15 protein-coding genes are annotated in these 13,169 nt (G+C 68.8%); 9 read left to right on the top strand and 6 right to left on the bottom strand.

Annotated features, from left to right (window positions below; translation table 11 throughout):
* The first annotated feature begins 115 nt into the window (after positions 1-115).
* Positions 116-1,624, top strand: coding sequence for a glycosyltransferase family 87 protein (locus tag DT019_RS22440; protein ID WP_114038674.1), 1,509 nt, complete (start codon positions 116-118; stop codon positions 1,622-1,624).
* A 91-nt stretch (positions 1,625-1,715) separates the two neighbouring features.
* Here the strand turns inward: DT019_RS22440 and DT019_RS22445 are convergent, their stop codons facing one another.
* From DT019_RS22445 to DT019_RS22455, 3 genes are all read right to left on the bottom strand, one after another.
* Entirely contained in the window at positions 1,716-2,747 is a 1,032-nt protein-coding gene (locus DT019_RS22445) for an alanine racemase (protein WP_114038675.1), read from the bottom strand.
* A gap of 66 nt (positions 2,748-2,813) precedes the next feature.
* Positions 2,814-3,932, bottom strand: coding sequence for a lipid II:glycine glycyltransferase FemX (locus tag DT019_RS22450; RefSeq protein ID WP_114038676.1), 1,119 nt, complete (start codon positions 3,930-3,932; stop codon positions 2,814-2,816).
* 146 nt (positions 3,933-4,078) lie between these two features.
* On the bottom strand, positions 4,079-4,393 hold the full coding sequence (locus DT019_RS22455; protein ID WP_114038677.1) for a hypothetical protein: 315 nt from the start codon (positions 4,391-4,393) through the stop codon (positions 4,079-4,081).
* A 265-nt stretch (positions 4,394-4,658) separates the two neighbouring features.
* Here DT019_RS22455 and rpsF point away from each other — a divergent pair, with 265 nt between their 5' ends.
* The 4 genes from rpsF (at position 4,659) to rplI (ending at position 6,354) form a co-directional block, all read left to right on the top strand.
* Entirely contained in the window at positions 4,659-4,949 is a 291-nt protein-coding gene (gene rpsF / locus DT019_RS22460) for a 30S ribosomal protein S6 (protein WP_053724701.1), read from the top strand.
* Positions 4,950-5,023: 74 nt separating this feature from the next.
* Positions 5,024-5,608: a single-stranded DNA-binding protein gene (locus tag DT019_RS22465; RefSeq protein ID WP_114038678.1), complete on the top strand. Its 585-nt coding sequence runs from the start codon at positions 5,024-5,026 to the stop codon at positions 5,606-5,608.
* A 44-nt stretch (positions 5,609-5,652) separates the two neighbouring features.
* Entirely contained in the window at positions 5,653-5,889 is a 237-nt protein-coding gene (gene rpsR / locus DT019_RS22470) for a 30S ribosomal protein S18 (protein WP_005315025.1), read from the top strand.
* 18 nt (positions 5,890-5,907) lie between these two features.
* Positions 5,908-6,354, top strand: coding sequence for a 50S ribosomal protein L9 (rplI, locus tag DT019_RS22475; protein ID WP_114038679.1), 447 nt, complete (start codon positions 5,908-5,910; stop codon positions 6,352-6,354).
* 147 nt (positions 6,355-6,501) lie between these two features.
* Here the strand turns inward: rplI and DT019_RS22480 are convergent, their stop codons facing one another.
* Positions 6,502-7,851 carry an MATE family efflux transporter gene (locus DT019_RS22480; RefSeq protein ID WP_114038680.1) on the bottom strand — a complete coding sequence of 450 codons (1,350 nt, stop codon included), beginning with the start codon at positions 7,849-7,851 and terminating at the stop codon, positions 6,502-6,504.
* 423 nt (positions 7,852-8,274) lie between these two features.
* Here DT019_RS22480 and dnaB point away from each other — a divergent pair, with 423 nt between their 5' ends.
* The 4 genes from dnaB to DT019_RS22495 all read left to right on the top strand — a co-directional run bounded on the left by dnaB (position 8,275) and on the right by DT019_RS22495 (position 12,061).
* Positions 8,275-9,768 (top strand): replicative DNA helicase, encoded by a 1,494-nt coding sequence (dnaB, locus tag DT019_RS22485; protein WP_114038681.1) that lies wholly within the window; start codon positions 8,275-8,277, stop codon positions 9,766-9,768.
* A 147-nt stretch (positions 9,769-9,915) separates the two neighbouring features.
* Complete coding sequence (locus DT019_RS40910; protein ID WP_317617791.1) at positions 9,916-10,128, top strand: hypothetical protein; 213 nt, start codon at positions 9,916-9,918, stop codon at positions 10,126-10,128.
* Complete coding sequence (locus DT019_RS22490) at positions 10,097-10,558, top strand: class I SAM-dependent methyltransferase (protein ID WP_317617792.1); 462 nt, start codon at positions 10,097-10,099, stop codon at positions 10,556-10,558. Before DT019_RS40910 ends, DT019_RS22490 begins: the two co-directional genes overlap by 32 nt.
* Before the next feature lie 99 nt (positions 10,559-10,657).
* On the top strand, positions 10,658-12,061 hold the full coding sequence (locus DT019_RS22495) for a serine hydrolase domain-containing protein (protein WP_114038682.1): 1,404 nt from the start codon (positions 10,658-10,660) through the stop codon (positions 12,059-12,061).
* 117 nt (positions 12,062-12,178) lie between these two features.
* On the opposite strand, the gene DT019_RS22500 is transcribed toward DT019_RS22495, so the two are convergent.
* Together DT019_RS22500 and DT019_RS22505 are read right to left on the bottom strand one after the other, a co-directional pair.
* Positions 12,179-12,631, bottom strand: a complete 453-nt coding sequence (locus tag DT019_RS22500) for a GNAT family N-acetyltransferase (protein ID WP_114038683.1) — start codon at positions 12,629-12,631, stop codon at positions 12,179-12,181.
* A gap of 24 nt (positions 12,632-12,655) precedes the next feature.
* Positions 12,656-13,114: a MarR family winged helix-turn-helix transcriptional regulator gene (locus DT019_RS22505; RefSeq protein ID WP_114038684.1), complete on the bottom strand. Its 459-nt coding sequence runs from the start codon at positions 13,112-13,114 to the stop codon at positions 12,656-12,658.
* Positions 13,115-13,169 lie beyond the last annotated feature (55 nt).

The following is a 13,169-nucleotide window of genomic DNA, read 5'->3' on the forward strand; positions in this document are numbered from 1 at the left end:
GGCGGTGTTTCACGTGAAACACCGCCCCTTCCGTTTCACGTGAAACGGAGGCCTCGTTTCACGTGAAACACGACCGCTCCCCGTATCCACAGCGGTGTACGGCAGGATGTCGGACATGACGAGCGAGACGAGCCCCCGTGTGTACGAGGACCGGCGCGGAGACTCCGCGGAACCCGTCGTGCGCCCCACGGAGCAGGACGAGGTCGCCGCGGCGGGCAGCCAGCTGATCGGCGGGCCGCTCGGCCGCTGGGCAAGGCCCGGCCACCACTGGCTCACGCCGATCAGAATCGTGGTGCTCGTCGCCATCGGGATGTTCGCCCTGGGGATGGCCCAGAAGCTGCCGTGCTACGACTGGGCCTGGTTCCGGGGCGCCAATTCGCAGTACACACACGCCTGTTACTCGGACATCCCGCACCTGTACTCGCTGCGCGGCTTCGCCGACAACCTCGTGCCGTACTTCGACCGCCTCAACGGCGACATGAACTACCTCGAATACCCGGTACTGACCGGCCTGTTCATGGAGGTCGCCTCCTGGCTGACGCCGGGCAGCGGCGACATGCAGCACCGGGAGCAGATGTACTGGATGGTCAACGCGGGCATGCTGATGGCCTGCACGGCCGTCATCGCCGTCTGCGTCGCGCGCACCCACCGCCGTCGCCCCTGGGACGCCCTCCTGGTCGCGCTCGCCCCCGCCTTCGCCCTCACGGCCACCATCAACTGGGATCTGTTCGCCGTCGCCCTCACCGCCGCCGCGATGCTGATGTGGTCGCGTGGCCGGACGCTCGCGTTCGGCATCCTGATCGGTCTCGCGACCGCCGCGAAGCTGTACCCCGTCCTGCTGCTGGGGCCGCTGCTCGTGCTGTGCTGGCGGGCCGGAAAATGGCGGGAGTTCGGGGCCGCGGCGCTGGGCGCCGCCGGAGCCTGGCTGGTGGTGAACCTGCCGGTGATGATGCTCGCGCCCGAGGGGTGGAAGAAGTTCTACACCTTCAGCCAGGAACGGTCCGTCGACTTCGGCTCGTTCTGGCTGATCATCTCGCAGCGCACGGGCAAGGGCCTGAACACGGACATGGTGAACACGCTGGCCGCGCTCCTCATGGTGCTGGCCTGCGCGGGCATCGCGGTGCTCACGCTCACCGCGCCGCGCCGTCCGCGCTTCGCGCAGCTGGCCTTCCTGGTGGTCGCCGCGTTCATCATCACCAACAAGGTCTACTCTCCGCAGTACGTCCTCTGGCTGATCCCGCTGGCCGCCCTCGCCCGGCCGCGCTGGCGGGACTTCCTGATCTGGCAGGCCGGCGAGGTCGTGTACTTCCTCGGTATCTGGTTGTACCTCGCCTACACGATGAGCGGCGACAAGCACCAGGGTCTGCCGACCGAGGGCTACCAACTGGCCATCGCCGGACACCTGTTGACCACGCTGTATCTGTGCGCCGTCGTGGTGCGCGACATCCTCATGCCGGAGCGGGACGTCGTACGGCGGGACGGCTCGGACGATCCGTCGGGCGGGGTCCTGGACCGGGCCGAGGACGTGTTCGTGCTGGGCCAGGCGGCACATCCCCCGCGCCACGCGGCGACGCTCGAAGAGGGGCCGCGGGTGGAGTGGGGCGCCAGGTCCCCCGCCTCCTAGCGGACTCGTGGAAAGGCTCGGGCCCCTGGCCGACGGCGGCTGTCGTCGGCCAGGGGCCCGATGTTCTGCTTGCCTCGCGGGGCGGTCCTGCCTAGCGATCGACCAGGCGGTCGAACTGCGTGGTGGTGTGGCGCAGGTGGGCCACCAGCTCGTCGCCCACACGCGGTTCCTGCGAGTCCGACGGCACGAACAGGATCGACACCTGCATGTGCGGAGGCTCCGCGAACCAGCGCTGCTTGCCCGCCCAGACGAACGGCGAAAGATTGCGGTTGACGGTGGCGAGTCCGGCACGGGCGACGCCCTTGGCCCGCGGCATCACGCCGTGCAGGGCCTTCGGGGCCTCCAGGCCCACGCCGTGCGAGGTACCGCCGGCGACCACGACCAGCCAGCCGTCGGAGGCGACCTTCTGCTGGCGGTAACCGAACCGGTCGCCCTTGGCGACCCGGGTGACGTCCAGGACGGCGCCCCGGTACTCGGTCGCCTCGTGATCGCCGAGCCACAGCCGCGTACCGATGCGGGCGCGGAAGCGGGTCTGCGGGAACTGCTGCTGCAGCCGGGCCTGCTCCTCGGCACGCAGGTGGCTGACGAACATCGTGTGCAGCGGCAGCCGGGCCGCGCGCAGCCGGTCCATCCACGCGATGACCTCCTCGACGGCGTCCGAGCCGTCGGTGCGGTCGAGCGGAAGGTGCAGCGCAAAGCCTTCGAGCCGTACGTCCTCGATGGCGGAGCGCAGCATGCCGAGCTCCTCCTCCTTGACGCCGTGGCGCTTCATCGAGCTCATGCACTCGATGACCACGCGGGCGCCCACCAGGGCGTGCACGCCGTCGACCGAGGAGACCGAGCGGATCACGCGGTCGGGCAGCGGCACCGGCTCCTCACCGCGCCGGAACGGGGTGAGGACGAGCAGGTCGCCGCTGAACCAGTCCTTGATGCGGGCGGCTTCGTAGGTCGTGCCGACCGCCAGGATGTCCGAGCCGAAGCGGGACACCTCGTCCGCGAGCCGCTCGTGGCCGAAGCCGTAGCCATTGCCCTTGCAGACCGGGACGATGCCCGGGAACTGGTCGATCACGGACTTCTGGTGCGCCCGCCAGCGAGCGGAGTCGACATAGAGGGTGAGCGCCATGGCCGTCCGGACCTTTCTGATGGCTGCGATGAGTCGGAGGTACGAGGAACGAGGTTACGCAACCGCTCAGCGGCGCGACATATACATGTCCAGCGCCTTGTGGAGCAGCTTGTTCAGCGGGAAGTCCCATTCGCCGAGGTACTCGGCCGCCTCGCCGCCGGTGCCCACCTTGAACTGGATGAGGCCGAAGAGGTGGTCGGTCTCGTCCAGGGAGTCCGAGATGCCGCGCAGGTCGTAGACCGTCGCCCCCATCGCGTAGGCGTCGCGGAGCATGCGCCACTGCATCGCGTTGGAGGGCCGCACCTCGCGGCCGATGTTGTCGGAGGCACCGTAGGAGTACCAGACGTGCCCGCCGACGACGAGCATCGTCGCCGCCGAGAGGTTGACCCCGTTGTGGCGCGCGAAGTAGAGCCGCATCCGGTTGGGGTCCTCGGAGTTGAGGACCGTCCACATGCGCTGGAAGTACGAGAGCGGGCGCGGGCGGAAGTGGTCGCGCACCGCGGTGATCTCGTACAGGCGCTGCCACTCGGCGAGGTCCTCGTAGCCGCCCTGGACCACCTCCACGCCGGCCTTCTCGGCCTTCTTGATGTTGCGGCGCCACAGCTGGTTGAAGCCCTTGAGGACGTCGTCCAGGGAGCGGTTGGCCAGCGGCACCTGGAAGACGTAGCGCGGCTGGACGTCGCCGAACCCGGCGCCGCCGTCCTCGCCCTGCTGCCAGCCCATCTTGCGCAGCCGGTCGGCGACTTCGAAGGCACGCGGCTCGATGTGCGTGGCCTCGACGTCGCGCAGGCGCTTCACGTCCGGGTCCTGGATGCCGGACTTGATGGCGGTCGAGTCCCAGCGGCGGATGACGACCGGCGGGCCCATCTTCACCGAGAACGCACCCTGCTGCTTGAGGTGCGCGAGCATCGGCTTCAGCCACTCGTCCAGGTTGGGCGCGTACCAGTTGATGACCGGTCCCTCGGGCAGGTACGCCAAGTAGCGCTTGACCTTGGGGAGCTGGCGGTAGAGGACCAGACCGGCGCCGACGAGCTCGCCGTTCTTGTCGAACCAGCCGAGGCTCTCCGAACGCCATTCCGTCTTGACGTCAGCCCACGCCGGGACCTGGCAGTGGCTCGCCGCGGGCAGGCTCTGGATGTACGCCAGATGCTGCTCACGGCTGATGGTCCTCAGGGTCAGGCTCATGCGGGGCGCTCCTCGGCAGGTGTGTCCCCATGGGTACAGGGGCTCCGGCTCTCGTGCCGAAGCCTACTGGGCCGCGGGAGCGCCCCGGTTGGCCCGTACGGCACAGCGCCGTAGGGGATTCCGGGATGGCGGGGGCGGGGCGGCCGTCAGCCGCCGACGACCCCGCCGAAGAGCCCGCCGTGGGCCATGCCGAGGAAGAACCCGACACCGGAGGCGCCGAGCCCGAGGATCAGCAGGAACCGTTCGCGCGTCGTGGCCGAGATGAGCTGGCCGTACGCGCCCGTGATGATCCCGGCCAGCCCGGCCCACGAGCTGACCAGGTGGAGGTTGTAGAACCACGCGGTGGTGAAGGCCAGCACGCCCAGGACGACCGTGACGGCCGCGAATGTGTCCTGGAGCGGATGGGGCTTGCCGTCGGTGGCGAAGAGGGAGACGGCGTTCGGTCGCACTGCTTGTGCCATGAAGCACCTCCTGGCGAAGGGCGGCGAAGGGTGACGCCGCACACACCCGATCTGTACAGATTGCGTCCCCTGCCCACTGGATTTCAACCGGAAGCGGGTCAACAGGTACTCTGGTCGGTCTGCACCGGTGTCAGCCGTGCCCGCGTACCGTCCCGCTCCTCACGGAGGGGGATTGTCAGTGGGGGCCGATACCGTTGCTTACGCATCACGACCCTCCTGCCACGGAACGACCGTGGCCGCTGAGTCCAAAGGAGGTGGGTTCCACATGCGTCACTACGAGGTGATGGTCATCCTCGACCCCGATCTGGAGGAGCGCGCTGTCTCCCCCCTGATCGAGAACTTCCTCTCCGTCGTCCGCGAGGGCAACGGAAAGGTTGAGAAGGTCGACACCTGGGGCCGTCGTCGTCTCGCCTACGAGATCAAGAAGAAGCCCGAGGGCATCTACACGGTCATCGACCTTCAGGCCGAGCCTGCGGTCGTCAAGGAGCTCGACCGTCAGATGAACCTGAACGAGTCGGTCCTCCGGACCAAGGTCCTCCGTCCCGAGACCCACTGAGCTTCCGCTCAGAGGTAATCGGGTCCGAGTAGCAACACAGCAGCCAGCAGCAATCCCCGCCGAGAGGTTCATCCATGGCAGGCGAGACCGTCATCACGGTCGTCGGCAATCTCGTCGACGACCCCGAGCTGCGCTTCACCCCCTCCGGTGCGGCCGTCGCGAAGTTCCGTGTCGCGTCCACTCCCCGCACCTTCGACCGTCAGACCAATGAGTGGAAGGACGGCGAGAGCCTGTTCCTGACCTGCTCGGTCTGGCGTCAGGCGGCGGAGAACGTCGCGGAGTCGCTTCAGCGAGGCATGCGCGTAGTCGTGCAGGGCCGGCTGAGGCAGCGGTCCTACGAGGACCGCGAGGGTGTCAAGCGCACGGTCTTCGAGCTGGACGTCGAGGAAGTCGGCCCCAGCCTCAAGAACGCCACGGCCAAGGTCACCAAGACCACCGGTCGCGGCGGCCAGGGTGGCTACGGCGGCGGTCAGCAGCAGGGCGGCGGCAACTGGGGCGGAGCCCCCAGCGGTGGTGGCCAGCAGGGCGGCGGCGGTGCTCCCGCCGACGACCCCTGGGCCTCCAGCGCGCCGGCCGGCGGCAGCCAGCCGCAGAGCGGCGGCGGTGGCGGCTGGGGCGGAAGCTCCGGCGGCGGCTACTCGGACGAGCCGCCCTTCTAGGGCAGCTCGTAACCCCCACTTCTTGATCACACAGGAGAAACACCATGGCGAAGCCGCCTGTGCGCAAGCCTAAGAAGAAGGTCTGCGCTTTCTGCAAGGACAAGACCGCTTACGTGGACTACAAGGACACGAACATGCTGCGGAAGTTCATTTCCGACCGCGGCAAGATCCGTGCCCGTCGCGTGACCGGCAACTGCACGCAGCACCAGCGTGACGTCGCCACGGCCGTCAAGAACAGCCGTGAGATGGCGCTGCTGCCCTACACGTCCACCGCGCGATAAGGGAAGGGTGACCGAAAAATGAAGATCATCCTCACCCACGAGGTCTCCGGCCTCGGCACTGCCGGCGACGTCGTTGACGTCAAGGACGGCTACGCTCGCAACTACCTGGTCCCGCGTGGTTTCGCGATCCGCTGGACCAAGGGTGGCGAGAAGGACGTCGCGCAGATCCGTCGTGCGCGCAAGATCCACGAGATCGCGACCATCGAGCAGGCCAACGAGGTCAAGGCCCAGCTCGAGGGCGTGAAGGTGCGTCTGGCTGTTCGCTCCGGCGACGCCGGCCGTCTCTTCGGCTCCGTCACCCAGGCCGACGTCGCTGCGGCGATCAAGGCTGCCGGTGGCCCGGACGTGGACAAGCGCCGCGTCGAGCTCGGTGCGCCGATCAAGACCCTGGGTGCCCACCAGGTGTCCGTGCGTCTGCACGCCGACGTTGTCGCGAAGCTTGGCGTCGAGGTCATCGCCGCCTAAGCACTGCACAGCACAGAGAAAGAGCCGTGCCCCTCGGGGTGCGGCTCTTTCTCTGTGTTTCACGTGAAACACAGGACGGAGACGGTTCGGCCGAGCTGACAGGGGGTCGCTGTTTCACGTGAAACCGTGAGCCGCCCCCCGTCGTCGTCAGCGCGTCGCGCCGGTGACCAGCCAGCGGCCCGACCGCGCCCGCCAGGCGAGAGTCAGCATGCGCACCGTCATCATCAGGGCCATGGCCCACCACAGCGCCGTCAGACCGCCGCCCAGGGGCGCCACGAGCAGGGCGACCGGAGCGAAGACGACCAGCGTCACCAGCATGGCGCGCGCCAGATAGAGGCCGTCCCCTGCCCCCATGAGGACGCCGTCGAGAACGAAGACCACCCCCGCGACGGGCTGGATGAGAGCGACCACCAGCAGAGCGGGCAGCAGGGTGTGCTGGACGCCTTGGTCACTGGTGAAGAGCGGGATGAACAGCGGTCGGGCCGTGACGACGAGCAGGCCGAGCAGAACTCCGAAGGCGACGCCCCACTCCACCATCCGGCGACAGGCCTGCTGGGCGCCCTTTGCGTCGTCGGCGCCGAGGTAGCGGCCGATGATCGCTTGTCCGGCGATGGCGATGGCGTCGAGAGCGAAGGCCATCAGGTTCCACAGGGACAGGATGATCTGGTGAGCGGCGATGTCGACATCGCCGAGGCGGGCCGCCACAGCAGTGGCGATCATCAGGACGGCACGCAGCGAGAGCGTGCGGACCAGGAGCGGTATGCCTGCCTGGGCACTGTTCCTTATACCCGCGATGTCGGGCCGCAGAGAGGCGCCATGGCGGCGTGCTCCCCGCACGACCACCGTGAGATAGACCGCGGCCATCCCGAACTGGGCGATGACGGTGCCCCATGCCGACCCCGCGATGCCGAGCCCGGCCCCGTAGACCAGTCCCAGACTGAGGGCACCGTTGGCGGCGAAACCGCCGATGGCGACGTACAGGGGTGTCCTGGTGTTCTGGAGGCCGCGCAGTACACCGGTCGAGGCGAGCACGACCAGCATGGCGGGGATGCCGAGGGCGGAGATGCGGAGATACGTGGTGGCGTAGGGGGCCGCCGTGTCCGAGGCGCCGAAGAGAGCGACCAGCCACGGGGCGGTGGGGAGAACGGTCGCGACGACCACGGCGCCCAGGAGCAGAGCCAGCCAGATGCCGTCCATGCCCTGGCGGATCGCGGCTCGCAGATCGCCGGCGCCCACCCGGCGGGAGACGGCGGCGGTGGTGGCGTACGCGAGGAAGACGAAGATGCTCACGGCGGTCGTGAGCAGAGGGGCGGCGATACCCAAACCGGCCAGTTGCGGAGTGCCCAGATGGCCCACGATCGCGCTGTCGGCCATCACGAAGAGCGGCTCGGCGACCAGGGCGCCGAAGGCGGGAACGGCGAGGGACACGATCTCGCGATCGTGTCGTCGCTTGGAGGTCCGCCGGTCGTTCTCCGGTGCCGTGGGGGCCTGTGTCATGGCATCAATCTAATCTTCCACAGGTAATGGATGCAATGCATTGGTGATCCTTACCTTGGGAGTCGGGTCCGGTTCGCGTGGGTGCTGTTTGCCATGATCTTGAGCCAGTCGGGAAAGTTTTTCTCCCCCACAGCCGGTGGATGGAGAAAGTCCAGGTCAGGGCCCTTGTCGGCGGGGTGCTATGACTTTGTCCACAGTGCTGTCCCCCGGTCCGTGCACAGGTTCCGGAGACTTCTCCACAGCATCCGGTCGTTCGTCCACATGCCCTGTGGATAACCAGATTGGCTGACGCCGCTCACGGGCCTAACGTGGTCCGGCGCCCGACGCGCCGGAACCGGAGTCGGGCTTCTCGTTTTGTCAGTGTCGTGCCGTAAAAAGAGTGGCACGGCTAGGTCCGCGGAGCGGACGGGAGGAGGTGGCCCGGTGAGCATTCCCGAGCCGTTGGACGAGCCCTGGGCCGACACCGGTCCGAGTGACCGTCTGCCTGTTTCCCGCCAGCGCGGCGACAGCGAGGGCCGCGGCCGTGGTCGTGGCAGGGGCCGTGACGATCAGCACGACCGAGGTCCCGACGACTGGGACGGCGGTTCCTCCGGCTTCGAGCGAGTGCCCCCGCAGGACATCGACGCCGAGCAGTCCGTCCTCGGCGGCATGCTGCTCTCCAAGGACGCCATCGCCGACGTCGTGGAGATCATCAAGGGCCACGACTTCTACAAGCCCGCCCACGAGACCGTCTACACGGCGATCCTCGACCTCTACGCCAAGGGCGAGCCCGCCGACCCCATCACGGTCGCCGCCGAGCTGGTCAAACGCGGCGAGATCACGCGGGTCGGCGGTGCGTCGTATCTCCACACGCTGGTCCAGTCGGTGCCGACCGCGGCCAACGCCTCCTACTACGCGGAGATCGTCCACGAGCGGGCGGTGCTCCGCCGGCTCGTGGAAGCGGGCACCAAGATCACGCAGATGGGATACGCGGCGGACGGCGATGTCGACGACATCGTCAACTCCGCGCAGGCCGAGATCTACGCCGTCACCGAGCAGCGCACCAGCGAGGACTACCTTCCGCTCGGCGACATCATGGAGGGCGCCCTCGACGAGATCGAGGCGATCGGTTCGCGCAGCGGCGAGATGACCGGAGTGCCGACCGGCTTCACCGACTTCGACTCGCTGACCAACGGTCTGCACCCCGGCCAGATGGTCGTCATCGCCGCCCGTCCCGCGATGGGTAAGTCCACGCTGGCGCTGGACTTCGCGCGGGCCTGTTCGATCAAGCACAACCTGCCCAGCGTGATCTTCTCGCTCGAAATGGGCCGCAACGAGATCGCGATGCGTCTGCTGTCCGCCGAGGCCCGGGTCGCGCTGCACCACATGCGCTCCGGCACCATGACCGACGACGACTGGACGAGACTGGCCCGCCGGATGCCGGACGTGTCGCAGGCACCGCTCTACATCGACGATTCCCCCAACCTGTCGATGATGGAGATCCGCGCGAAGTGCCGCCGTCTGAAGCAGCGCAACGACCTCCGCCTAGTCGTCATCGACTACCTGCAGCTGATGCAGTCGGGCGGTTCGAAGCGCGCCGAGAGCCGACAGCAGGAAGTGTCGGACATGTCACGAAACCTGAAGCTGCTCGCCAAGGAGCTCCAGCTCCCGGTGATCGCGCTCTCGCAGCTGAACCGTGGCCCCGAGCAGCGCACGGACAAGAAGCCCATGGTCTCCGACCTGCGTGAATCCGGCTCCATCGAGCAGGACGCGGACATGGTCATCCTGCTGCACCGTGAGGACGCGTACGAGAAGGAGTCGCCCCGAGCGGGCGAGGCGGACCTGATCGTGGCCAAGCACCGTAACGGCCCGACCGCGACCATCACCGTTGCCTTCCAGGGCCACTACTCACGCTTCGTGGACATGGCCCAGACCTGATCGGCCCTGGGCCCGCCCACCAACAGTGAGGGTGCCCCGACCTCCTCCAGGCCGTCGGCCGGGAGGAGGAGTCGGAGCTGCTGGGGCACTGCGCCTCGGCGCAATGCCCCAGCTCGGTGTCAGTGGCCCCCAGTAGGGTCCCCGGCCATGACTGAACCGGACTTCGTGCGGGCGACTCGGAGGGCCTACGACGCCATCGCCGACGACTACGCCCGAGCGTTCTCCTCCGAGCTGGAGGCCAAGCCCCTGGAGCGGGCCATGCTGGGCGCGTTCGCCGAGATGGTGCAGACGGCAGGAGGCGGCCCCGTCGCCGACGTGGCCCGGTCGGGTGACGGCCTTCCTGCACGGCCTGGGACTTGATGTGTTCGGGGTCGATCTGTCGCCGCGCATGGTCGCGGTGGCTCGGGAGACGTATCCGGGCCTGCGGTTCGACGAAGGATCGATGACGGCGCTGGACGTGCCGGACGGGGCTCTGGGCGGCATCGTGGCCATGTACTCCGTCATTCACATCCCGCACGATCAACTGCCGCTGGTCTTCGATGAGTTCCGTCGTGTACTGGCTCCGGGCGGCCGGGCCCTGCTCGTGTTCCAGGTCGGCGACGAGTCAACGCACCGCACGGAGGCCTTGGGACACACGATCGCGCTCGACTACCACTGGCGGCGCCCCGGCCAGGTCGCCCGGTTGCTGGCCGAGGCCGGGCTGACTGTGGAGGCCCAACTCCTGCGTGCGCCCGATGCGTTGGAGAAGGTGGATCGGGCCGCACTCATCGCCTTCAAGCCTCGTGCGTGATTCCTGACCGCGAGGCGGCACGTCATGGCTACGGATCGTCGGGCGCGGCTCGCACGAAAAGCGGTCGACGGGGGACGGGCGCGCGACTAGACCTTGGCCATGACCTCATCCCGTTCATTGTCGTCGCCGTCCCCCTTCGAAGAGCTGCTGCCCGCCACCCGACGTGCCCTCCTCCACCGCATCGCCGTCGCCCAGTCCGCAGGGCGAGCGCCCTCGCTCGTCGCGGCCGTGGCGCGGGACGGCCGGATGGTCTGGTCCGGGTCGCGCACCTCCGTCGACGGCCATGGACCGGACGCCGACGTGCAGTACCGCATCGGCTCCATCACCAAGACCTTCACCGCCGTCCTGGTGATGCGGCTGCGCGACGAGGGGCTGCTGGACCTCGGTGATCCGCTGGAGAAGCACCTCCCGGGCACCGCGGCAGGCGGGGCCACCATCGCTCAACTCCTGTCGCACACGGCCGGTTTGGCCGCCGAGTCACCCGCGCCCTGGTGGGAGCGCACGCCGGGCGGCCTGCGCCCCGAGCTCAGCGATGTGCTGGGGGACCACTCCCAGGTGCATCCGGCAGGGCGGCTGCACCACTACTCCAACCCGGGCTATACGCTGCTCGGCTCTCTGGTGGAGGCGGTGCGAGGAGTGCCCTGGGAGGAGGCGCTGCGCACCGAGATCCTCGAACCGCTGGGGCTCGACCGCACCACCCCTCAGCCCGTGTACCCGCACGCGGGCGGCTGGGCCGTGCATCCGTGGGCCGATGTCCTGCTGCCCGAGCCGTCCGAGGACCTCGGGCTAATGGCCCCCGCCGGGCAGCTCTGGTCGACTGCCGCCGACCTCTGCCGCTTCGCCGTCTTTCTCGCGGAGGGCGACGAGCGGGTGTTGTGCGCCGCATCGGCGGCGGAGATGCGCACCCCCGCCGTCGCACCGGAGCCCGGCGGCTGGGACAGCGGATACGGGCTCGGCCTGCAGCTCGTCCGCAGCGGGGGCCGGGAGCTCGCCGGGCACACCGGCTCCCTGCCCGGGTTCGTCGCGGGGCTGTGGGTGAGCGTGGCGGACGGGGTGGCCGCGGTCGCCCTCTCCAACGCGACCTCCGGCCCGCAGTGCGGCACGCTGGCCGCGGAGCTCGTACGGATCGTGGCGGAGGCCGAACCGGGCTTCCCGGAGCCCTGGCGCCCGCTTCCCGAGGCGGACGAGCAGCTTCTGGCGCTCACCGGCCCGTGGTACTGGGGCACGACGTCCTACGGGTTGCGACTGGCCGCCGACGGTGGCGTGGCCTTGGAACCGCTGCGCGGCACTGGCCGGGCCTCCCGGTTCAAGGCCGTCGGCGAGGGCACCTGGGTCGGACTCGACGGCTACTACCAGGGTGAGACGCTCCGTGCGGTGCGACGGCCGGACGGCTCGGTGAGCCACCTCGACCTCGGTTCGTTCGTGTTCACGCGCGAGCCGTACGGCCCCGACGCCGCGGCGGTGCCGGGCGGGGTGGACCCCGACGGCTGGCGCGGCGCCTGACGTTTCACGTGAAACGGCCCGGCTGCGGCTTCTGGGCGAACTCCGGCACGCCTTGTCGCAGCTGAGCCGTAAGCACACGGAGACCGTGTTTCACGTGAAACACGGTCTCCAAACGGTCTACAGGGCCTTCTTGAACCCCACATGTGAGGCCTCGAAGCCCAGTCGCTCGTAGAAGCGGTGGGCGTCGGTGCGGCTGGCGTCCGAGGTCAGCTGAACCAACTGGCAGCCCTGGTGCTCGGATTCGCCGACGGCCCATTCGATGAGCCGGGTCCCGAGGCCACTGCCGCGCTCCGCGCCATGGACGCGTACGCCTTCGATGATCGAGCGGGTCGACCCGCGCCGGGAGAGCCCGGGGATGACGGTGAGCTGAAGGGTTCCCACGATGTCACCGCCGCGGTCCGCGACCATCAGGTGCTGGTTCGGGTCGCCGGTCAGCCGGTCGAAGGCCGCGCGGTACGGCGACAGATCGTTCGGCGTCTCGCGCTGGGCGCCCAGCGCATCGTCCGCGAGCATCGCAACGATGGCCGGGATGTCCTCGGGCCGCGCAGGCCTGATCTCAAGATCGCTCATGGTCTGGAGCGTACGCCCGGACCCCTAGGCGGGGACTCGGAGTTCCTCGACCGCACGGACCAGGGGGGCCAGCTCCGGGTTCCGTGCCGCCTCGTCCAGCGCCTCGCGCAGGGCCTTGTCGTTGGTGGGCCGGGCCTGGGCGAGCAGGGCGAGGCCGGATTCGGTGACGTCGGTGTAGATGCCGCGCCGGTCGGTGTCGCAGAGGTAGCGGGTGAGGAGGCCACGGTCCTCGAGCCGGGTGACGAGCCGGGTGGTGGCCGACTGACTGAGGACCACCGCGTCGGCGACCTGCTTCATCTGGAGGTGGCCGCCCGGGCCGCTGTGCTGGCGGCTCAGGACATCGAGCAACGAGTACTCGCGCACGCTGAGGTCGTGCCCAGTCTGCAGGGCGCGCTCGATGTGGCTGTCGATCTTGCCGTGCAGCAGGGAGAGCGCGCACCAGCCCTGGGCGAGGGCGGTGAGTGCGGGGTCCGTCGCGGTCATGCGTTTGTCCTCCGTCCGGAGCGGCTTGACCTCAGGATAGTCCACTAACGCAATA

The sequence above is a fragment of the Streptomyces sp. SDr-06 genome (assembly GCF_003324565.1).
Lineage (GTDB): Bacteria > Actinomycetota > Actinomycetes > Streptomycetales > Streptomycetaceae > Streptomyces.

What these genes read in the sequence shown, in the direction of transcription:
- DT019_RS22440 (WP_114038674.1), top strand. Translation starts at nt 116, where the DNA reads ATGACGAGCGAGACGAGCCCCCGTGTGTACGAGGACCGGCGCGGAGAC.
- DT019_RS22445 (WP_114038675.1), bottom strand. Translation starts at nt 2,747, where the DNA reads ATGGCGCTCACCCTCTATGTCGACTCCGCTCGCTGGCGGGCGCACCAG.
- DT019_RS22450 (WP_114038676.1), bottom strand. Translation starts at nt 3,932, where the DNA reads ATGAGCCTGACCCTGAGGACCATCAGCCGTGAGCAGCATCTGGCGTAC.
- DT019_RS22455 (WP_114038677.1), bottom strand. Translation starts at nt 4,393, where the DNA reads ATGGCACAAGCAGTGCGACCGAACGCCGTCTCCCTCTTCGCCACCGAC.
- rpsF (WP_053724701.1), top strand. Translation starts at nt 4,659, where the DNA reads ATGCGTCACTACGAGGTGATGGTCATCCTCGACCCCGATCTGGAGGAG.
- DT019_RS22465 (WP_114038678.1), top strand. Translation starts at nt 5,024, where the DNA reads ATGGCAGGCGAGACCGTCATCACGGTCGTCGGCAATCTCGTCGACGAC.
- rpsR (WP_005315025.1), top strand. Translation starts at nt 5,653, where the DNA reads ATGGCGAAGCCGCCTGTGCGCAAGCCTAAGAAGAAGGTCTGCGCTTTC.
- rplI (WP_114038679.1), top strand. Translation starts at nt 5,908, where the DNA reads ATGAAGATCATCCTCACCCACGAGGTCTCCGGCCTCGGCACTGCCGGC.
- DT019_RS22480 (WP_114038680.1), bottom strand. Translation starts at nt 7,851, where the DNA reads ATGACACAGGCCCCCACGGCACCGGAGAACGACCGGCGGACCTCCAAG.
- DT019_RS40910 (WP_317617791.1), top strand. Translation starts at nt 9,916, where the DNA reads ATGACTGAACCGGACTTCGTGCGGGCGACTCGGAGGGCCTACGACGCC.
- DT019_RS22495 (WP_114038682.1), top strand. Translation starts at nt 10,658, where the DNA reads ATGACCTCATCCCGTTCATTGTCGTCGCCGTCCCCCTTCGAAGAGCTG.
- DT019_RS22500 (WP_114038683.1), bottom strand. Translation starts at nt 12,631, where the DNA reads ATGAGCGATCTTGAGATCAGGCCTGCGCGGCCCGAGGACATCCCGGCC.
- DT019_RS22505 (WP_114038684.1), bottom strand. Translation starts at nt 13,114, where the DNA reads ATGACCGCGACGGACCCCGCACTCACCGCCCTCGCCCAGGGCTGGTGC.